At 44.3% G+C, this 17545-nt stretch carries 12 protein-coding genes and 1 other RNA gene; 4 read left to right on the forward strand and 9 right to left on the reverse strand.

Features of this window, described 5'->3' with window-relative positions; all coding sequences use genetic code 11:
- Window positions 1–101 precede the first annotated feature (101 nt).
- Complete coding sequence (aceB, locus tag RA178_RS15845; protein WP_263167146.1) at window positions 102–1751, reverse strand: malate synthase A; 1650 nt, start codon at window positions 1749–1751, stop codon at window positions 102–104.
- Window positions 1752–2611: 860 nt separating this feature from the next.
- Between aceB and RA178_RS15850 the strand changes: the two genes are divergently transcribed.
- Window positions 2612–5053: a TonB-dependent receptor gene (locus RA178_RS15850; protein WP_306682725.1), complete on the forward strand. Its 2442-nt coding sequence runs from the start codon at window positions 2612–2614 to the stop codon at window positions 5051–5053.
- Window positions 5054–5145: 92 nt separating this feature from the next.
- On the opposite strand, the gene RA178_RS15855 is transcribed toward RA178_RS15850, so the two are convergent.
- The 4 genes from RA178_RS15855 to RA178_RS15870 all read right to left on the reverse strand — a co-directional run bounded on the left by RA178_RS15855 (window position 5146) and on the right by RA178_RS15870 (window position 10105).
- The gene (locus RA178_RS15855) at window positions 5146–6915 is read right to left on the reverse strand and encodes a monovalent cation:proton antiporter-2 (CPA2) family protein (protein WP_105249794.1); all 1770 of its coding nucleotides are present in this window, start codon (window positions 6913–6915) and stop codon (window positions 5146–5148) included.
- 330 nt (window positions 6916–7245) lie between these two features.
- Entirely contained in the window at window positions 7246–8979 is a 1734-nt protein-coding gene (locus tag RA178_RS15860; RefSeq protein ID WP_306685417.1) for a GGDEF domain-containing protein, read from the reverse strand.
- A 63-nt stretch (window positions 8980–9042) separates the two neighbouring features.
- Window positions 9043–9255 carry a hypothetical protein gene (locus tag RA178_RS15865; RefSeq protein ID WP_306682727.1) on the reverse strand — a complete coding sequence of 71 codons (213 nt, stop codon included), beginning with the start codon at window positions 9253–9255 and terminating at the stop codon, window positions 9043–9045.
- Window positions 9256–9313: 58 nt separating this feature from the next.
- Entirely contained in the window at window positions 9314–10105 is a 792-nt protein-coding gene (locus RA178_RS15870; RefSeq protein WP_306682729.1) for an SAM-dependent methyltransferase, read from the reverse strand.
- Window positions 10106–10533: 428 nt separating this feature from the next.
- Here RA178_RS15870 and RA178_RS15875 point away from each other — a divergent pair, with 428 nt between their 5' ends.
- Entirely contained in the window at window positions 10534–11025 is a 492-nt protein-coding gene (locus RA178_RS15875; RefSeq protein ID WP_306682730.1) for an outer membrane protein assembly factor BamE, read from the forward strand.
- An 89-nt stretch (window positions 11026–11114) separates the two neighbouring features.
- Here the strand turns inward: RA178_RS15875 and RA178_RS15880 are convergent, their stop codons facing one another.
- Complete coding sequence (locus tag RA178_RS15880; protein ID WP_106651167.1) at window positions 11115–11447, reverse strand: RnfH family protein; 333 nt, start codon at window positions 11445–11447, stop codon at window positions 11115–11117.
- Window positions 11437–11874: a type II toxin-antitoxin system RatA family toxin gene (locus RA178_RS15885; RefSeq protein WP_028760728.1), complete on the reverse strand. Its 438-nt coding sequence runs from the start codon at window positions 11872–11874 to the stop codon at window positions 11437–11439. Before RA178_RS15885 ends, RA178_RS15880 begins: the two co-directional genes overlap by 11 nt.
- A 278-nt stretch (window positions 11875–12152) precedes the next feature.
- Between RA178_RS15885 and smpB the strand changes: the two genes are divergently transcribed.
- Together smpB and ssrA are read left to right on the forward strand one after the other, a co-directional pair.
- Entirely contained in the window at window positions 12153–12644 is a 492-nt protein-coding gene (gene smpB, locus RA178_RS15890; RefSeq protein ID WP_006080832.1) for an SsrA-binding protein SmpB, read from the forward strand.
- A gap of 71 nt (window positions 12645–12715) precedes the next feature.
- Window positions 12716–13071: a transfer-messenger RNA gene (gene ssrA / locus RA178_RS15895) on the forward strand.
- A gap of 178 nt (window positions 13072–13249) precedes the next feature.
- Here the strand turns inward: ssrA and RA178_RS15900 are convergent.
- Both RA178_RS15900 and RA178_RS15905 read right to left on the reverse strand, forming a co-directional pair.
- Window positions 13250–14488 (reverse strand): DEAD/DEAH box helicase, encoded by a 1239-nt coding sequence (locus tag RA178_RS15900; RefSeq protein ID WP_263179065.1) that lies wholly within the window; start codon window positions 14486–14488, stop codon window positions 13250–13252.
- 99 nt (window positions 14489–14587) lie between these two features.
- Window positions 14588–17308, reverse strand: coding sequence for a putative bifunctional diguanylate cyclase/phosphodiesterase (locus RA178_RS15905; protein ID WP_371134932.1), 2721 nt, complete (start codon window positions 17306–17308; stop codon window positions 14588–14590).
- Window positions 17309–17545: the final 237 nt, after the last annotated feature.

The following is a 17545-nucleotide window of genomic DNA, read 5'->3' on the forward strand; positions in this document are numbered from 1 at the left end:
AACTGCCCCCCAGTTTCACTCTGCTAAATTGTTTGGTTGACGGTAGCCCCGCCACAGCTAAATCTGGTTTACCTAAAACGGTTCAAGCAAATGAGTCCATTCTAAGCTGTCAGCATTTCATAACCGGGTAAGGTTAAGAAATCGACCAGCTCGTCGGAGGTGGTAATGTCTTCGAGCAATACCGCCGCTTGGGTGAATTTGCCATGGGTGAATCTGTCGCTACCCACTTCTTTTTTCACGTTCGACAGCTCTTCAACCAACATGTCTTTAAAGAGTTGTTTGGTCACTAATTTGCCGTTTGACAGCGACTTACCATGTTGGATCCATTGCCAAATTGATGCTCTAGAGATCTCAGCCGTAGCCGCATCTTCCATTAAGCCGTAAATAGGTACACAACCGTTGCCGCTGATCCACGCCTCTAAATACTGCAGGGCGATACGAATGTTCAGACGCATCCCTTGTTCAGTGCGCTCACCGTCGCAGGTTTTAAGTAACTCGCTGGCAAGGATCGGCGCATCGACATCACGGGTAATATGTAATTGATTACAGTGATCTTGGCCTATGTATTCGTTGAAAATCCCCATAGCGGTGTCAGCAAGGCCAGGGTGCGCGACCCAAGTGCCATCGTGACCGTTACGCGCCTCAAGCTCTTTATCTCGACGAACTCGCTGCAATACCGCTTCGTTCTGAGCAGGATCTTTAGCAGGAATAAAGGCTGCCATGCCGCCCATCGCTAAGGCACCGCGTTTGTGGCAGGTCTTAATCAAGAGTCTTGAATAAGCGCTTAAGAAAGGCGTATCCATAGTGACGGCTTGGCGATCCGGTAAGACTCGGTCGCTATGACGTTTTAATGTTTTGATATAGCTGAAGATGTAATCCCAACGACCACAGTTCAGTGCGACGATATTGGAACGTAGTTCATAGAGAATTTCGTCCATTTCGAACACGGCAGGCAAAGTCTCAATCAAGCAAGTACATTTAATCGTGCCCGCTTGCAGACAAAACCTTTCCTCAACAAAAGCAAACACTTTTGCCCACCAGCGCGCTTCAATATGACTTTCTAACTTAGGAATATAAAAATATGGACCACTGCCCTTGGCCAAAAGTTGGCGATAGTTGTGGTAGAAATACAGTGCGAAATCAAACAGTGAGCCAGGAATCGCTTTGCCATTAAACTGCACGTGTTTTTCTTTAAGGTGCAGACCACGAACGCGGCAAATAAGCACTGCAGGATTTGGCCCTAATTTATAGTGCTTACCCGTGTCCGGTGCTGTGTACTCAATATCGCCACGCACTGCATCACGTAGATTGATTTGACCTTCGACGACTTTTTCCCAGCTTGGTGCTAAAGAATCTTCGAAATCGGCCATAAACACTTTGGCATTGGCGTTGAGTGCGTTAATCACCATTTTACGTTCAACGGGACCTGTGATTTCTACGCGGCGGTCAAGTAAGTCATCAGGAATACCGCGAATTTGCCATGCACCATCACGAATAGCGCGGGTTTCAGGCAGAAAGTCGGGTAATGAGCCTTTATCGATACGCGCTTGCTTATCTTTACGTTTAGCGAGTAAGGCGGGTACTTCGTCGGCAAATTCACGACAAAGGGATTCGAGTAAGGCGACAGCCCCTTCGGTAAAGATGACTTCTTGGCCTGGAATGTCACGGCCCACAATATTAAGCGTGGCGTTTGCTGTAGCTTTACCCAGTGTCGAATTCAATTGCTGTTCACTCAAAGTGTGTTCCGTCATCTTGATGCCCTCCCAAGAGGCTCCACTATCACAGGCTTAACGCTGACATATAAAGCAGTAGTATCCCCAATCACCACTGCTTATAAACTCACCAAAAAACCATCAAATGTTTGTTTCGAACTAAAACTTACCGACAAACGTTTGTATTTGCAACAGTCCAAGATTGACAAAAACATGCATTAACCTAAGTAAAAACCATGCTAAAATTGGTCTGACCAAGCAACAAAATAAACAACAAACGACTGATAAATATGCAATTAAACATTTTAATCACATATGGTAATTGCAGTTAAATGAAACTTGTCAGACAACTTTACCAATCAATACGCAAAGTAATTAATTACGTAATTAAATAACGTATAGTAAATTTATTGTTACATCATTTTTACTCTATTAGACCTAAGTAGAAAATGCTCAATGTTTTGAACTAACCTAGAGGTAAGTCAGATAAATTCATATAAATCATAATGATAAAGACTGTTGCCATTGCTACGAATTTAAACGACCGTTTTATTTTGACGTTTACGTAAACGAAACAAGTGTCGTGTGCGATTCAAACTAAGTACCAGGTTGCGTTTCCCGATCAACAAGGTGGGATGTGATGGTTAACTCAAAAAATAAATCACTTTTTTATAAAAAAAATGAAACAAATTTGACATTACAGCGGGATGAAGCTTAGACGCGACTTTTTATGAAGCTTTTCTCCTGCGAGAACCCATACCTTACTTCCTCAAATACATGCCTTTTCGTAACACTTATTCGCAGCACTGCACATTTCAACCACGACATCTGAAACATATGTTGCCAACTTAAATGCAAATCATTACTATTCGCGACCTATTTATTTGGGGGAACCATTAATGAAATCATTTCGTTTGTCACTAACTGCACTCGCCTGCCTTTCCGTTTTATCGCAAACTGCATCCGCCGAAGCTAACTCGGTATCAGCAAATACTGAAGCCAATGTTGAGCGCATCACGGTTTATGGCAGACAAAACTCAGTGGTGAAAAATTCAGGGCTAGCGACTAAATCCGACATGTCCCTCATGGAAACCCCTGCAGCTGTAGTGATTGTTGACCAAGAACTGATCGAAACCCAAGGTACAGATAATCTGCAAGACTTGATCCGTAACATCAGTGGTGTGACTCAAGCGGGTAATAACTATGGCATCGGTGACAACATAGTCATCCGTGGTTTAGGCGCAAATTACACCTATGACGGTATGTATGGCGGTGCTGGCCTTGGTAACACTTTCAACCCCACGCGCTCTTTAACCAACGTTGAATCCGTAGAAGTATTAAAAGGCCCTGCGACTGGACTCTATGGCATGGGGAGTGCTGGCGGCGTCATCAATTTAATTGAGAAAAAACCGCAATTCGAGTCAAAAAACAAATTTACCGCCGAAGTTGGGCAATGGGATACCTACTCTCTTGCTCTGGATAGCACGGGTGGCCTGAGCGATGATGTCGCCTACCGTTTAGTGGCCAAATCCGGCCGCAGTGATGGCTATCGCGATATAGGCACAGACAGAGACGAAATCTATGGCGCCTTGAAATGGGTATTAAGTGATAGCCAAGATGTAATGCTTTCAGGTGCTTACATCAAAGATGCTATTGCCGTTGACTCTATTGGCCACCCGATTCGAATTTACAATGCCGATTCAGTCGGCGGTAAGAGCGCGGGAGAGGTCACTTGGCAGGATTTGATCAACGATCCAAGTGGTAAAGGTCTACAACTGACCGATGCACAGCGTCAGCAGTTAGCGGCCTCGTTGTCGGGTGCTGACGGCTTAAGGCCCTATTCGTTTGGTGATGCAGGGCTGATTTCACCCATGGCGAAGGACAATGAAGGCGAAGAGTTAAGATTTAAACTAACCCATAATATTTACTTCAACGATAATCTGTTTCTTAATCAGCAATTACAGTATCGCGACTACACTTCAGGCTTCGCCCGCCAAACAGGTGCTTATAACTACGTCTACTGGAAACAAGGCAAAAACCCGATCAACACAGATCCCCGCGCGCCTTTAGTTGAAAACGGCGTACTTTATCCTTTTGCTGCAAGACGTCAGGAATACCGTAAAGTGGATGCCGACGAGACTTCGTGGCAGTACTTTGCCGATTTACGTTATGACTTCCAAATTGGCAATATAGACAATGAATTATTGGTCAATGCCAACTATGAAGACCGTAATATTCGCTTCCAGCAATATTCTATCTACGATGCGGATCAAATCTATAAAAACAAGGATGGAGAAATCACTTATCAAGGTTCCCTGCCTTATATTTACGACATCCGTAATCCTAACTGGGGTACAGGCAAGTTTGAGGACTATGACCCACTCAAGACTGCGAACTATGACAAAAAAGTTAGCGCTTGGGGTTTAGGTGTACAACACGTGGGATATTTAGGACATGGCTTCACCACACGTGTAGGCGTTGCCTTTAACGAGATAAAACAAAGTTATGAACACTTAGGTGTCGATGAACGCTATAGTGCAAGTCAAGCTGCTGCGACGCAGGAAGAGGACACTACGGATAACGGCATCACCTATAATCTAGGTTTAACTTATATGCCAACGGACGATTTATCTTTCTTTGTGAACCACTCAAAGGGGCGCACGGCTTACAGTATATTAGGCTCTGTGACCGGCAAAAATACTGACCGTGAAGATTCAGAATCGGTAAGCAATGATCTGGGTATGCGCTTTAAAGCCTTTGATGATCAAATGCTCGCATCATTGGTGCTCTTTAAAAGCTCACGAACCAATGTGCCTTATACGAATGAAGAATATAAAGTAGGCGTATCAGGACCAGAAGTACCCGTGTATTTTTACGATGGTAGCGAAGATACTCAGGGAGTTGAACTCGATCTCAATGCCCATCTTAATGATCAATGGCGCATTAACCTCAACGGCATGTACCAAGATGCAAGGGATAAACAAAATCCAAATACTTTAACCTACAATAGCCGACAAAAAGGCGTACCTTATGTCACTGCCAGTGCTTGGATTACCTATGGCGCGGATTGGTTTAGATTATCAAGCCCAATCGAGCTGAGCCTTGGTGCAAAATTTGTCGATGATCGCAGTACGCACTCAAGCTCATTTGGTATTCCAGACGGTTACGTGCCTAGCTATACCGTCGTTGACTCGGCAGTAAGCTACAACGCGGATTCTTGGAAAATCCAGCTGAACATCAATAACCTTTTCAATAAAGACTATTACAGTAAAGCCATGTTCCTCGGTGGTATGCCGGGTGAAGAACGCAACGTCAAACTGCAATACAGCTATAGCTTTTAACACTTAAACATCAGCGTTAAATTTGATGTTGTAAACCAATAAAAAAGAGAGCATTTATGCTCTCTTTTTATATCCAAATCAGAGTGACAACATTAGCTCACATTCTCCCTATCTCCACGCATAAGGGATTCCAACTCTGCCTTACCCTTATTCGATAGATTGATTAACGTCGCTAAATCATTTTGATGGGCTGCGCTAGCAATCACCAGTTTCTTATCATGTTCAGCAAAGATTTTTACCCGCTCGTTGGCTTGTACCTGCGATAAACCTAGGCCTTGGAGAATCTTCTCACTGGCCGATAGCGCCGAACCAAAGGTCTCACGAAACACATCCGTCACCCCAAGGCTCATCAAACGATAAGCATGGTTACGGTCCCTCGCCCGCGCGACTATGTTGATATGGGGAAAATGCGTTTTCACTTGCTGAGCAATTTCAATGGAATCCTCAACACTATCCACGGCAAGCAATAGTAATCTAGACCGAGCAATCCCCGCCGACATCAACATGTCTAAGCGTCTGGCATCCCCAAAATACACTTCACCACCGTATTTACGAATAACATCCACATGACTCGCATCCTTATCCAATGCGACAAAAGGGATACCTGATGAGGCCAAAATACGCCCCGTGATCTGGCCTACTCGACCAAATCCAGCAATCACCACTTCAGATTCGGTGACATTAATCGTATCTGGCAAACGAGTATCCACCACTTTGGCTTTAGTTGCTCGGAACAAAGTAAATAATAGAGGCGTTACTGCCATAGACAAACCAATAGCAAGCACAAGGACTTGCGCAATTTTATCGCCGACAATACCAGATAGCTGCGCCTGAGATAAAAGCACAAAGGCAAATTCGCCCCCTTCAGCAAGGATCAAACCTAGTGCAATACTAGGCCGCCATTTGTGGTGCCGAATGCGCCCCAACACCATAAGCACAAAGGTTTTAATCAGCAACATAGCCATTAAAATGCCCAGAATAAGTAACGGATCAGATATCAATAATTTCAAATCCATACTCATACCGACAGCCATAAAAAACAGCCCAAGCAATAAGCCTTTAAAAGGTTCTATGTCAGTTTCGAGCTGGTGCCGATAACTTGAGTTAGCGAGCATAATACCCGCCAAAAATGCCCCCATGCCCGCAGAAAGTCCCAACCACTCCATTAACTCAGCGCTACCCATGACCAGCAATAATGCAAAAGCGGTGAGCACTTCACGCACCCCACTGCTTGCCACTAGTTTAAGGAATTTAGGCAGTAAATATTTCCCCACTAACACAAAACCAACGAGCGCAAGACACGTCCAGTACCAAGGCACCGCATGATGTTCAATCTGAGCAGAATTGGGCGCCAAATATGCTGTCAGCAGCAACATAGGGATAACCGCAAGATCTTGCATTAACAAGACCCCAAAAGCATCACGTCCAAGTGGGGTTGTAAGCAACCTATGCTCACTCATTAACTGCACGGCAAAGGCTGTCGATGATAAAGATAGCGCGGCACCAACCACTAAAGCCGCCTCAATAGACAAGCCAAAGCCCCAAGCCAATCCTCCAATCGCAGCCCATGACAACAACAGCTGACCACTACCTAAACCAAAGATAGCACTGCGAAGTTCCCATAATTTACTTGGATTCAATTCGAGACCCAGCACAAACAACATGAGCACCACACCTAACTCGGCAAAATGCAACACAGCAGCAGGATCAGAAACTAAGGCCATGCCACCAGGGCCTAAAATGATGCCAGCAGCTAGATAGGAAAGGATCGGGCCAGCGCCAAAACGTTTACCTAAAGGAACAAAAATAACCGCCGCCAATAAAAATAGCAGCACCGACGTGAGTAAACTCGACTGTTCCATGAAGGCTCCAACGGAAAAAGGAATGCGCATTGTTCTATGTAAGGCCCCAGCAATAGCTAGGCAATTATCAGCTATGATATCCCATTTATTTATTCACAAGGTCAAGGCAATTCATTAAAAATGAGAAATTTTTGATACGAAAAACACTTAAGCGTAGGGGAAATCAACTGGAGCAACAAAGCAGAGTAAAAGAGCGCTTAGAGACACCTTAAACTGTTATCTCATTTTGTGAGTGACTGCAAAATAAAAAACGAGCAATAAACTAAGGAAGGATAAAACCAGTAAGGGCTTGCCAACTCTGGATGAGACTAAATGCTCACTCGACTTACATTACACAGAGGGCGATGCAATATGACGCCGTAAATCAGTTGCCTGCTTGTCACATTTTAATATGTCAGAATAGCGTACTACGGTGTTGCGGCCATTGGCCTTAGCGGCATAGAGCGCCATGTCGGCTCGGTGAAATAATGGATCCAAACTCAGATCATCAGCCATTAAACCGCTCACGCCAAAACTCGCCGTTATGACGAACTTATGCCCTGAATGTTGGGTATCAATGGCCTCGATACGGGCTCGGCACTGCTCCGCCACTTCCATGCCTTTATCTTCATCGGCATAGGGTAATAAAATTGCAAACTCCTCACCGCCGATACGAGCAAAAACATCACCATTTCGGATATGGGATTTAAGGGAGTCAACCACCTTTTTAAGCGCCCAATCGCCAGTTCCATGACCAAAAGAATCGTTGATGCGTTTGAAGAAATCTAAATCGAATAAAATGACACAGAAATCCCCGCTACGCGCCGTGGCTTGCACAAAAAGGTTTTCTCCCAACTCTTGCCCTGCACCACGATTCAATATGCCTGTTAAGGCATCCATTCTCGCCATACGCATAAACTTACGTTTCTGCATCTGACCTACGGCTAACAAAATCCCAAGGAAGAACAGCCCACCCACTAGAATAGTGATAAACATCAGCATATTGGTGTATTCCCGCTCTTTTACCATTTGCTGAGCGATGTAAAGTTCACGCTCTTTATTGAGTAAATTGATTTCACGCGACTGTTCATCAGCATTAAACTTAGCCGCCTGATAAGCGAGGGTTTTCATTCTAGATTGGTCAAAAATCAATTGATTATAATATTGTTCTTTTCTTGTGTATTCATAGGCTTGCTCAAATTGTTTATCCGCCGCCATCAGTTCGGCAAATACCTTATATGCAATATGCTTATGTTCGATGTAGCTATTATCATCGGGGAATGAAAGCACTTTAACGGCGTGACTTTTCGCTTGAACCTGCTCATCCATGGCAAAGTAATTCTCGGCAAGTAGTGCATGCACATGGCTGATTTCTAACTGAAATTGAAAAGCTTCATACCCTTTTAAAGCTAATAGTAGAATCGCTCTCGCACCTAAAAAGTCGCCCCGCTCCTGCAAAACCATAGCTTTGCCTTTTATCGACATAGTCGCCAGAAGGGGGAATTGCTTCGCATCACAGTATTCACGGCTATCTTCGAAGGCATCGAAGGCGTCGGGATTTTTCACGCCGAGTAAATAAATAGCGCGCAGCAATTTGGCATGGCAAATATCGCGGACATCGGTTTCCTTTGCGAGTTGTAACACCTTATTGGCATAAAGGCCCATATCGCTATAAGCGTCCATTTCGGAATAAATATTGGCAATTCTTAGATATGAGTGCCGTTTAATCGTGACATCATCAATATTCACCACTAGGGCTAATGCTTGAGCGACTGCAGCCAAGGCTTTGTCATAGTCACGCAGACCTATATATACCGTGGCTTTGTAACTATAAACTGACGCCAATAAATCAGTATTTGGCACTAAGGTTTCGGCTTGGTGTAGATCATCTAACGCTTTAGTATATTCACCAGTGAAAAAATAACCTATCGCTCTATCTATCCTCAGTCGTCCTTGTTGTATTGTAGTTAAACGACTGAATTCTTTCTCATATTCGGCAAGCTTTTTCTGCGCAGCACTAAGGTCAGATTGCAGTAATACATCAAGCTCATTGAGTGCCTGATCAAAATCGAGAGAGTTAGCCATCAAAGCTGTCGAACACAAGGCGAAGATGGCTAATAGGGCACAACGTAACCGTTTCAAGATTAGTTAATTATTACCATGATTGACTAAAATAAATGTTTGATAATTTTGGTCGCCACTCAAAACTTTTAGTTTTGTCATATCCCCTCTCATTACAGCGCTAATTTCTTCATCAGTTAACCCATGGGCGCGCATTACGGCCTCCGGGTCCTGTTGATACGCTTCCATCAGTTGTGCATCTTGACCTAACTGGGTAAAAAAATCCGATAATGCAGACATACCTTTCCTTATTTATATGATGACTCCCGAATTCAGCTCAGAAGTACAGCACTCACAATTAGCCTAAATCTTCAGGTCTAATGCCTAATTTAGTTAAAATAGCATAGTTGTATTCGAGTTTTTTTGCTGGCGGGATCAGTAAAGTACTGATCGGAGACAAGTTTGCCTCGGGCAGCTTACTCAACGGCAAATACTCAATTCTAGGGGCTTGAACTGGCAGATTAGCAGCTTCGTAGATCACCACTTGATGATCTCGCGGATACAATTGATTCAGTTGTTCAACCAAAATCTGCAGCCTGTCACTCGTAGTATGGAACTGAGTTAAGGTATGTTCACCAGCAATCGCAATTTGCCATAACAATAAATGGGTTGTCGGATCGGGCACATGATTAAAAAACATAAACTGGCTAGCTTCAAAACTTTGATGCCCAGAGCTGCCGGGGTCAATACCCAGATCAGCCCATAAACACGCCTCGGCCGAAATCCCCGGCTCCATCTTCGCTGAAAACCCTTCTGCCCTCGCCCGTGTAATCGCCATATGGGAAACACAGGCAAAGACTCCAGGATGACCATAGAGCGCACAAACGGTTTTTTTGCCAGCCCTTACGGCCTCCAATATAGAATTAACCATTTGTTCGTAGGTTTCTCGGCGATTTTTAACTTCACCATTTTGTGCATAAAACGGCTGTAAATTGATGACATTGGGATTAATGTTCTGGATCCAACGCTGCGAAAAACCATCGGGCAAGAGTGAAAACACGACATCAGCGTGCTCAATATAACTACGACTCATCACACTGATCTGTCCGGCCAGTTGTAAACCCGTACCTACGCAAACTAAAGAACCCAATGCATCTATCCCACTATTTTATTTCGAACACTGCAAACTTACGGCAAAAAGCCACAGTACAAGAACACAATAAAAACATATCGGTAACTTTAATCTGATTTTAACGAGATTACTATGTTTATCGCCACACATACTGTCTATCGACTTAGTAACTAATTGCTTGGCTTTAAAGAAGAAATCGCTCACATTTACTCTTTTCCCAATCCAGCCAACAGTAAACCTGTACGGCTCTGAAGCAGAAAATCATACTCATAGCCCCATATGACTTCAGCGAATAAATATCCTTAAAGATTGAGAACTAAAGCCAACATACTGGGTCGAAAAGTCACACAATTCGATCAATGACGGTTGCAAAGCCCGATTGCCCTTGTCATGAGGGGGAATGCTTGGGTATTATGGCCGCCAGATTTTCAGAAGTAGCGCATACAATGATCAATAAAAAGCAAAGTCTTACCCTACTGGGCGCTGTGGCGCTCTCTGTTTCACTCAGTGCCTGTAGCCTGTTCGATTGGTTAATTTATAAGCCCGACATTCCACAGGGCAACTACATGGAACCGCAACAAGTTGAACAGTTGCGCATTGACATGACCAAAGAACAAGCCGAATACATTCTCGGCCGTCCGGTATTACGAGATAGTTTTGCCGACGATACTTGGTACTATGTGTATCACTACAAGAGTGGGCGTGATGCCAGCATTACGCATAAAGAACTCATACTGCACTTTACGGGCGATAAACTTACCTCAGTGAAAGGCGATTATGAACTGAGCAAAGAATTTAGTACGCCGCTAGAACAAAGCAGCTTGCCAACAGGTAATAAAACTGAGCTAGTGCCACAAATTCCAGCACAGCGCGCCGATGAAAAGCCATTAGTGAAAGAAAATCAAGCTGAAGCGCAAGTTCAAAAACCAATTAAGTAATATCCTAAACTTTGCTTATGCTCTTCTCAGTCAATCAAATACAAAAAAGCGCCCAAGGGCGCTTTTTTATTGAGCAATGATGTCAGTATTTAAGCCCGTCCGCCCGTCACTTTATTCGCGCGGCCTTCATCTTTAGCTTTATCTGCTCGGCGACGACGCACATCCTTAGGATCAGCAATCAAAGGACGATAAATCTCAACCCTTTGCCCCGGCAAAATCACTTGGTCATGCTTAACCACATTACTAAACACACCGAGCTTAACCGTCTCTAAATCGATCTCAGGAAAAAAACTCACTATGTTACTTAAACGCACCACCTCAATCGCTGACGTGCCGGGATTCACATTCACCGAAATCACTTTTTGCTGTGTAGGCAAGGCATAAACCACATCAACTACAAACTTATCTGTCTCATTTGTCACTGTAAATCACCTTAGCGCGACTCGTAAATGCCGTCACCATTGATACCATAAGATCATTAAACACTTTACCAAAGGCCATATCGGCTAACGAACTTGAAAACTCAAAACTCAGCTCGAACTCTACCTTGCAGGCCTCTTCAGTCAGCTCAGTAAAACGCCACTGCCCCAATAAATGCTTAAAGGGCCCATTTTCCAATGTTAAATCAATACTCTTACCAGGAACCACTTGGTTGCGAGTCGTAAATGTCTTACGGATCCCCGCTTTACTCACATCCACAGATGCCAGCATAGTCTTACCATCAAATTCTAAGACTTTACCACCCACACAACCGGGTAAAAATTCCTTATACGACTCGACATCATTCACTAAGTCATACATTTGCATCGCACTAAAACGGACTAACACACTTCGAGAAATTTGCGGCATAGGACTTAGTACTCTTCACTAACGTATTCACAGCGACCTAAGCAAACTCAAACGCACGAAAATAACGCACGTGCAATAAACAACTTAGGCCAGCAATCAAAATTTGCACGGATTTTATCACGATACGTAAAAAACGCACCCCTTGTGCACTTAGGCTGATACTCAACCCCCTAATCACGTTCAAAAAACCAGCAATAACACGATAGAGGCTTGAAATTAACTAAATAAAACCTTATATCAATACCAAATTGATTCACCGTGCGTATAATGGCGCCACTATGGTAAAGAAAAATTCAAGCAAAGCCGCGCCTGCGACTATCGCACGTAATAAGCGCGCAACCTTCGAATACCGTTTCGAAGAGAAAATGGAAGCCGGCCTATCCCTTATGGGATGGGAAGTGAAATCTATCCGTATGGGTAAGGTCAACTTGTCCGACTGTTACGTATTCCTGAAAAATGGCGAAGCCTTTATGCATGGCTGCACCATTATTCCCTTGAATACGGCATCGACACACGTTGTCTGCGATCCCCTACGTTTGAAAAAACTGCTACTCAGCCGTAAAGAGCTAGATAAACTAGCGGGCTTAGTTGAGCGCCAAGGCTACTCTATTATTCCTATCTCAATGTACTGGCGTAAAGGTGCATGGGTAAAAGTGGAAATTGGCCTAGGTAAAGGTAAGAAAGATCACGATAAGCGCGAAGATACTAAAGCGCGTGAATGGGAAGTTGAAAAAGCCCGCGTGATGAAAAAAGAAAAAACGCACGGATAATGAACAAACGATTGAACTTGAAGCAAATGATGCTAGGTGATCATAGTGCTACGGGTTACAATCAAATTCTTGGGGGCGATTCTGGATTCGACAGGATTCACGAAACCCTGGGAGCATGCCGAGGGGCGGTTGGCCTCGTAAAAAGCCGCACAGTTATAGTTGCAAACGACGATAACTACGCTCTAGCAGCTTAGGCTAGCTAGCCATCTGACACAGGTCTCTCAAATGGGCGGTGTATACAGATGGTCATCTTACATTTGATAGCGAGGGAACTCCGTCCGGGGGTGAACCGCGAAATAGTACCGGACTCGCCCGATGAAATCCTGTCTTTCGGAGTTTATTCGGGTTAATTAAAAGAGAGACTAAGCATGTAGTGCCTTGGATGTAGGTGTTCTGGACGCGGGTTCAAGTCCCGCCGCCTCCACCAATTTTACCAGAAGGGCTTAACCGCAAGGTTAAGCCCTTTTTGTTTGAACTTTCAGGCTATTTTGAGCTATCAATTCAAATGCGGCGGCGGGAACTGAACTGGCGTCGATAAATGAATCATGTCACCACTTGATCTAATCTCTATTAGATTCAGCCATTCAGACGCCGCACCTAAAAAACTACCTTTTTCCCTTTCCACCCAAAGCGCGCTTTTTAGCACGTTGTTTTTGCGCCGCTTTGCCGTTACGTCTAGGTTCGGTATCCATCTTATTAAAGTCGGGTTCGAAGCCTAGTAACCATTGTTGTGGTAGACGCTTGTCGAGCACAACTTCAACTTCTTCCAATAATAGGGCGTCCTCTTGACTAAAGAGGGTGATGGCAAGCCCTGCACTGCCCGCTCGACCTGTGCGACCGATACGATGAATATAATCTTCAGCGATAAAGGGTAGCTCAAAGTTGATCACATATTTAAGCTCGACGATATCTAGGCCTCTGGCGGCGACATCCGTTGCCACTAGCACTTGGATCTTACCTTGTTTAAATTCCTGTAAAACTTTCTCGCGCGCGCCTTGGGACAAGTCACCGTGAAACGCCTGAGTGATAATATCGGCTTTATTCAGTTGCTGAACCAGTTTATCGACACCTTGCTTAGTGCGGCTAAAAATCAGCACTTGATGCCAGTTTTTACTGCGCACCAGATGGCTGACGAGTTCGGTTTTACGGTCGGCGTCGACGGCATAAACCACTTGTTCAATTTCAGCAGCGGTCGTATTGCGCTTGGCAACTTCAATCAACTTGGGATCGCGCAGTAAAGTTTTACTTAAGCTGAAGATAGCGGCATCTAAGGTGGCAGAAAATAACAGGGTTTGCCTATCACTCGGTACTTGCTTGAGCACGGCTTGGATCTCATCCATAAACCCCATGTCGAGCATACGGTCAGCTTCATCGAAAACAAGCACACTCAATTGCTTAAGATTTAATGCACCTTGTCTAAGGTGATCAAGTAAGCGACCAGGAGTTGCGATTAACACATCAATCCCTGCATTAAACACGGCGACCTGCGCATCGATACTCACGCCGCCGTAGGCGATGCCGATACGAATATCAGTCCCTTTAGCGTACTTAACAAAACTCTGCTGTACCTGCACTGCCAGTTCACGTGTCGGCACTAAGACTAATGCGCGTACGGGTCTCACAGTTATTAATTCTTGCGAAGGGCTGAGTGTCATCAAATGATGCAAGATAGGCAAGGCGAACGCAGCGGTTTTGCCTGTACCCGTTTGGGCGCCAGCCATCACATCCCGTTTAGCTAAGATGGCAGGGATCGCTTCTAACTGGATAGGCGTTGGCGATTCATAACCAAGAGCCGCTAAGGTATTCACTAACGTGGAGTTTAAGGATAAGGCACTAAAAGACATTGCGGTTAACCACTGAAAATAATGGCCAGAATTTTAGCAGACACAACCCTAAGCGACTAGCGGCATAGCGTTAGTCCTATTGTTATATGCAAACTTGTTTTACGATAAAAATGCGTCGAGATCTGCAGCTAGTTGCGGACGACTAAAAAGGTAACCTTGGGCTTGATCGCACTGGTTTTGTTGCAGAAAATCAGCTTGCTCTTTAGTTTCAACCCCTTCAGCGATAATTTCCAGCTTCAACGCATGTCCAAGCGCAATCACAGCCTTAGCGATAGCGGTATTGTTAGTATCAAAGGGAATGTCTCGCACAAAAGACTGATCAATTTTCAATTTATGAATAGGTAGTTTTTTCAAATAGTTGAGCGATGAATAGCCTGTACCAAAATCATCAACCGATAATTCGATACCCAGATCGCCAAGTCGCTTTAAGTCACGGATAGCAAGATCAGGATTCTGCATCATCACACTTTCGGTCACTTCAAGCTCTAAATGCTTGGCGGGCAAACCCGTTTCAGCTAAGACACGCTTCACATCATCCACAAAGGAACTGCGCTGTAACTGTTGTCCTGCCACGTTCACGGCAATACGGCCAAAATTTTTGCCTTCACCAAGCCAACGCATTCCCTGACGGCAAGCGGTTTCTAAAACCCATAAACCAATTTCATGGATAAGACCTATCTTTTCTGCCACAGGAATAAATATCGCGGGAGAAATCAACCCCAGTTGAGGATCGTGCCAACGCAGTAATGCTTCAAATCCAACGGTTTGTCGAGTCACTAAATCAAGTTTTGGCTGGTACATTAAGTACAAAGCATTTTGCTCAATCGCTCCATAGAGAGCACTTTGCAGCTTAAGATGTTCAAAAGACTGTTGAGTTAAGGACTCTGTATAAAAAGCATAATTATTGCGGCCATCATTTTTGGCGCGATACATGGCTGCATCGGCGTTACGCAGTAAAGTGTCCGCATCGGTTCCATCATTCGGATACAAAGAAACGCCCATACTCGCCGTTAAACGTAAGTGGTCGCCCGTGCTCACAATAAAAGGTTGCTCAAACACTTGGCGCAATTGATTTATGGCAACTGCGGCATCTGCACTATTGTCGATCCCTGAAATCAATGCCACAAACTCATCGCCACCAATCCGTGATAACACATCCTGATCACCCACTTGACTGCGTAAACGCTTGGCAAGCTCGACCAACATCTCATCGCCTATACTGTGGCCAAAACTGTCGTTGATATGCTTGAACAGATCGACATCAATCATCACAGTCGCTAATTGCAAATTCAGCCGCTTAGCTTGTCGCACTTCTTGCTTAAGCTGCATCATGAACTTCATGCGATTGGGCAAATGCGTTAGCGGGTCAAAATACGCTAAGTGCGTGAGTTGCGCTTCATTCTCTTTCTGGGCTGAAATATCGGCAAATACAGCGACAAAATAACGCACATCTCCAACGTCATCATAAATAGTGCTTATGGTGATATTTTGCGGAAAAATCGTGCCATTTTTACGCCGATTCCAAATTTCGCCATTCCATTTACCTTGAGTAAGCAAGGCATTCCAGAGTTTATCGAAAAAATCTTTATCATGCCGACCCGAACTAAAAATCCGAGGATTCTGGCCGAGTAACTCTTCCCTCACATAACCTGTGATCTCAAAAAATGCACCGTTAACGTCGGTAATATTGCCATGCCGGTCGGTCACTACCACACCTTCAACCGAGTTTTTAAACACATTGGTCGCCAGTGTCAGTTGTTCTTCAACTGCTTTATGCTTGGAGATGTTGCGAGTCATACCGATAACGCCCACGAGCTCACCCAGGGCATTGAGTGTTGGGAGTTTTAGCGTTTCTAGCCAAAGATGATTTTTAGCTTCACTGCCATCTAAACACTCAGCGACAATGATAGGTGTACCAGACTCGATAGCGAGCCTATCACCCTCTAGAAAAATCTCTGCAATATCAGCACCAAAGAGTTCAACATCGGATTTACCAACAATCTCACTACGGGGCATTTCCCACGCATTCTCAACACTACGATTGCAAAGAGTGTAAATGCCAGCGGCATTTTTCATCCAAATATGTTCGTCAAAACTATCGATAAAAGTTTGTAAATCGACCGTATCGACACGACTCGGTGAACCTCGGCTTAATGTTTCAGCCGCATTATGTTGGCTCAATATCTCGCCTAACTGATGTTGAATGCTATCGCTGATAAGCTTGGCAAGTTGTAGCGTTTTTGAATCTACGCCGTGAGCCTCGTTATGATAGAAACATAAAAAGCCAAAATTTGCCCCAGATGGCCAAGCGAGAGACAAACAAATCACGCTGCCGATTGCGCTACAAGTGTGCCAATCTGAGTGCTGCAGAGTATCCATAATTAACAGAGGCTCACGTACCTGCTCAGTTAGCTGTGATACAGATAATGCAGCCGTGATTTGATGACTGCCTAATCGGGGCAATGCTGAAATCGGCTCACTCAAGCTGGACAACTTAGCATTGCTTAGAGGGAAAATAGTAGGTTTATCAATAATATCAAAGGGATTGGAAACGATTTCTGATGGTGTGAGCATTGAGGGCATCACAACGGACTGGCTTATAGCAGGCTGGGGGGTAGCCAAATGATTGCCACTTAAGTGGCTGAGTATTGCCTGTATTTCACTTTCAGCCGCAGAGTCTGAACTTAACATGCTGCTAAGTTCACCCGCAGCATTCCATGCTAATAACATTACTTTACTGCTTGATATCTCAGCGACTAAATTTAAGTCACTCAACCAGTTATCCAGCTGTTGCTGCGTAATAGGTACATCTATCATCATCTTGCCAACTCAGATCTCGTTACTGCTCAATCGGCCTACAGCGAGAATACCGTAAGACCTTAAACACATGCCCAATATTGCTACAGAGGGAAAACGTTAACCAAGCAGTAAAATCTCATAAAATTTTACGTTTAACATCAAATCAATACATCTCAATTGGCACTAAGGTTGGATCTAAAACTTACTCCATCATATCCACCTTTTAGGGTGGTAGAGGTCAAACCATCAAAATTCACA

It is taken from the genome of Shewanella oncorhynchi (genome assembly GCF_030848765.1).
GTDB classification, from domain to species: Bacteria; Pseudomonadota; Gammaproteobacteria; order Enterobacterales; family Shewanellaceae; genus Shewanella; species Shewanella oncorhynchi.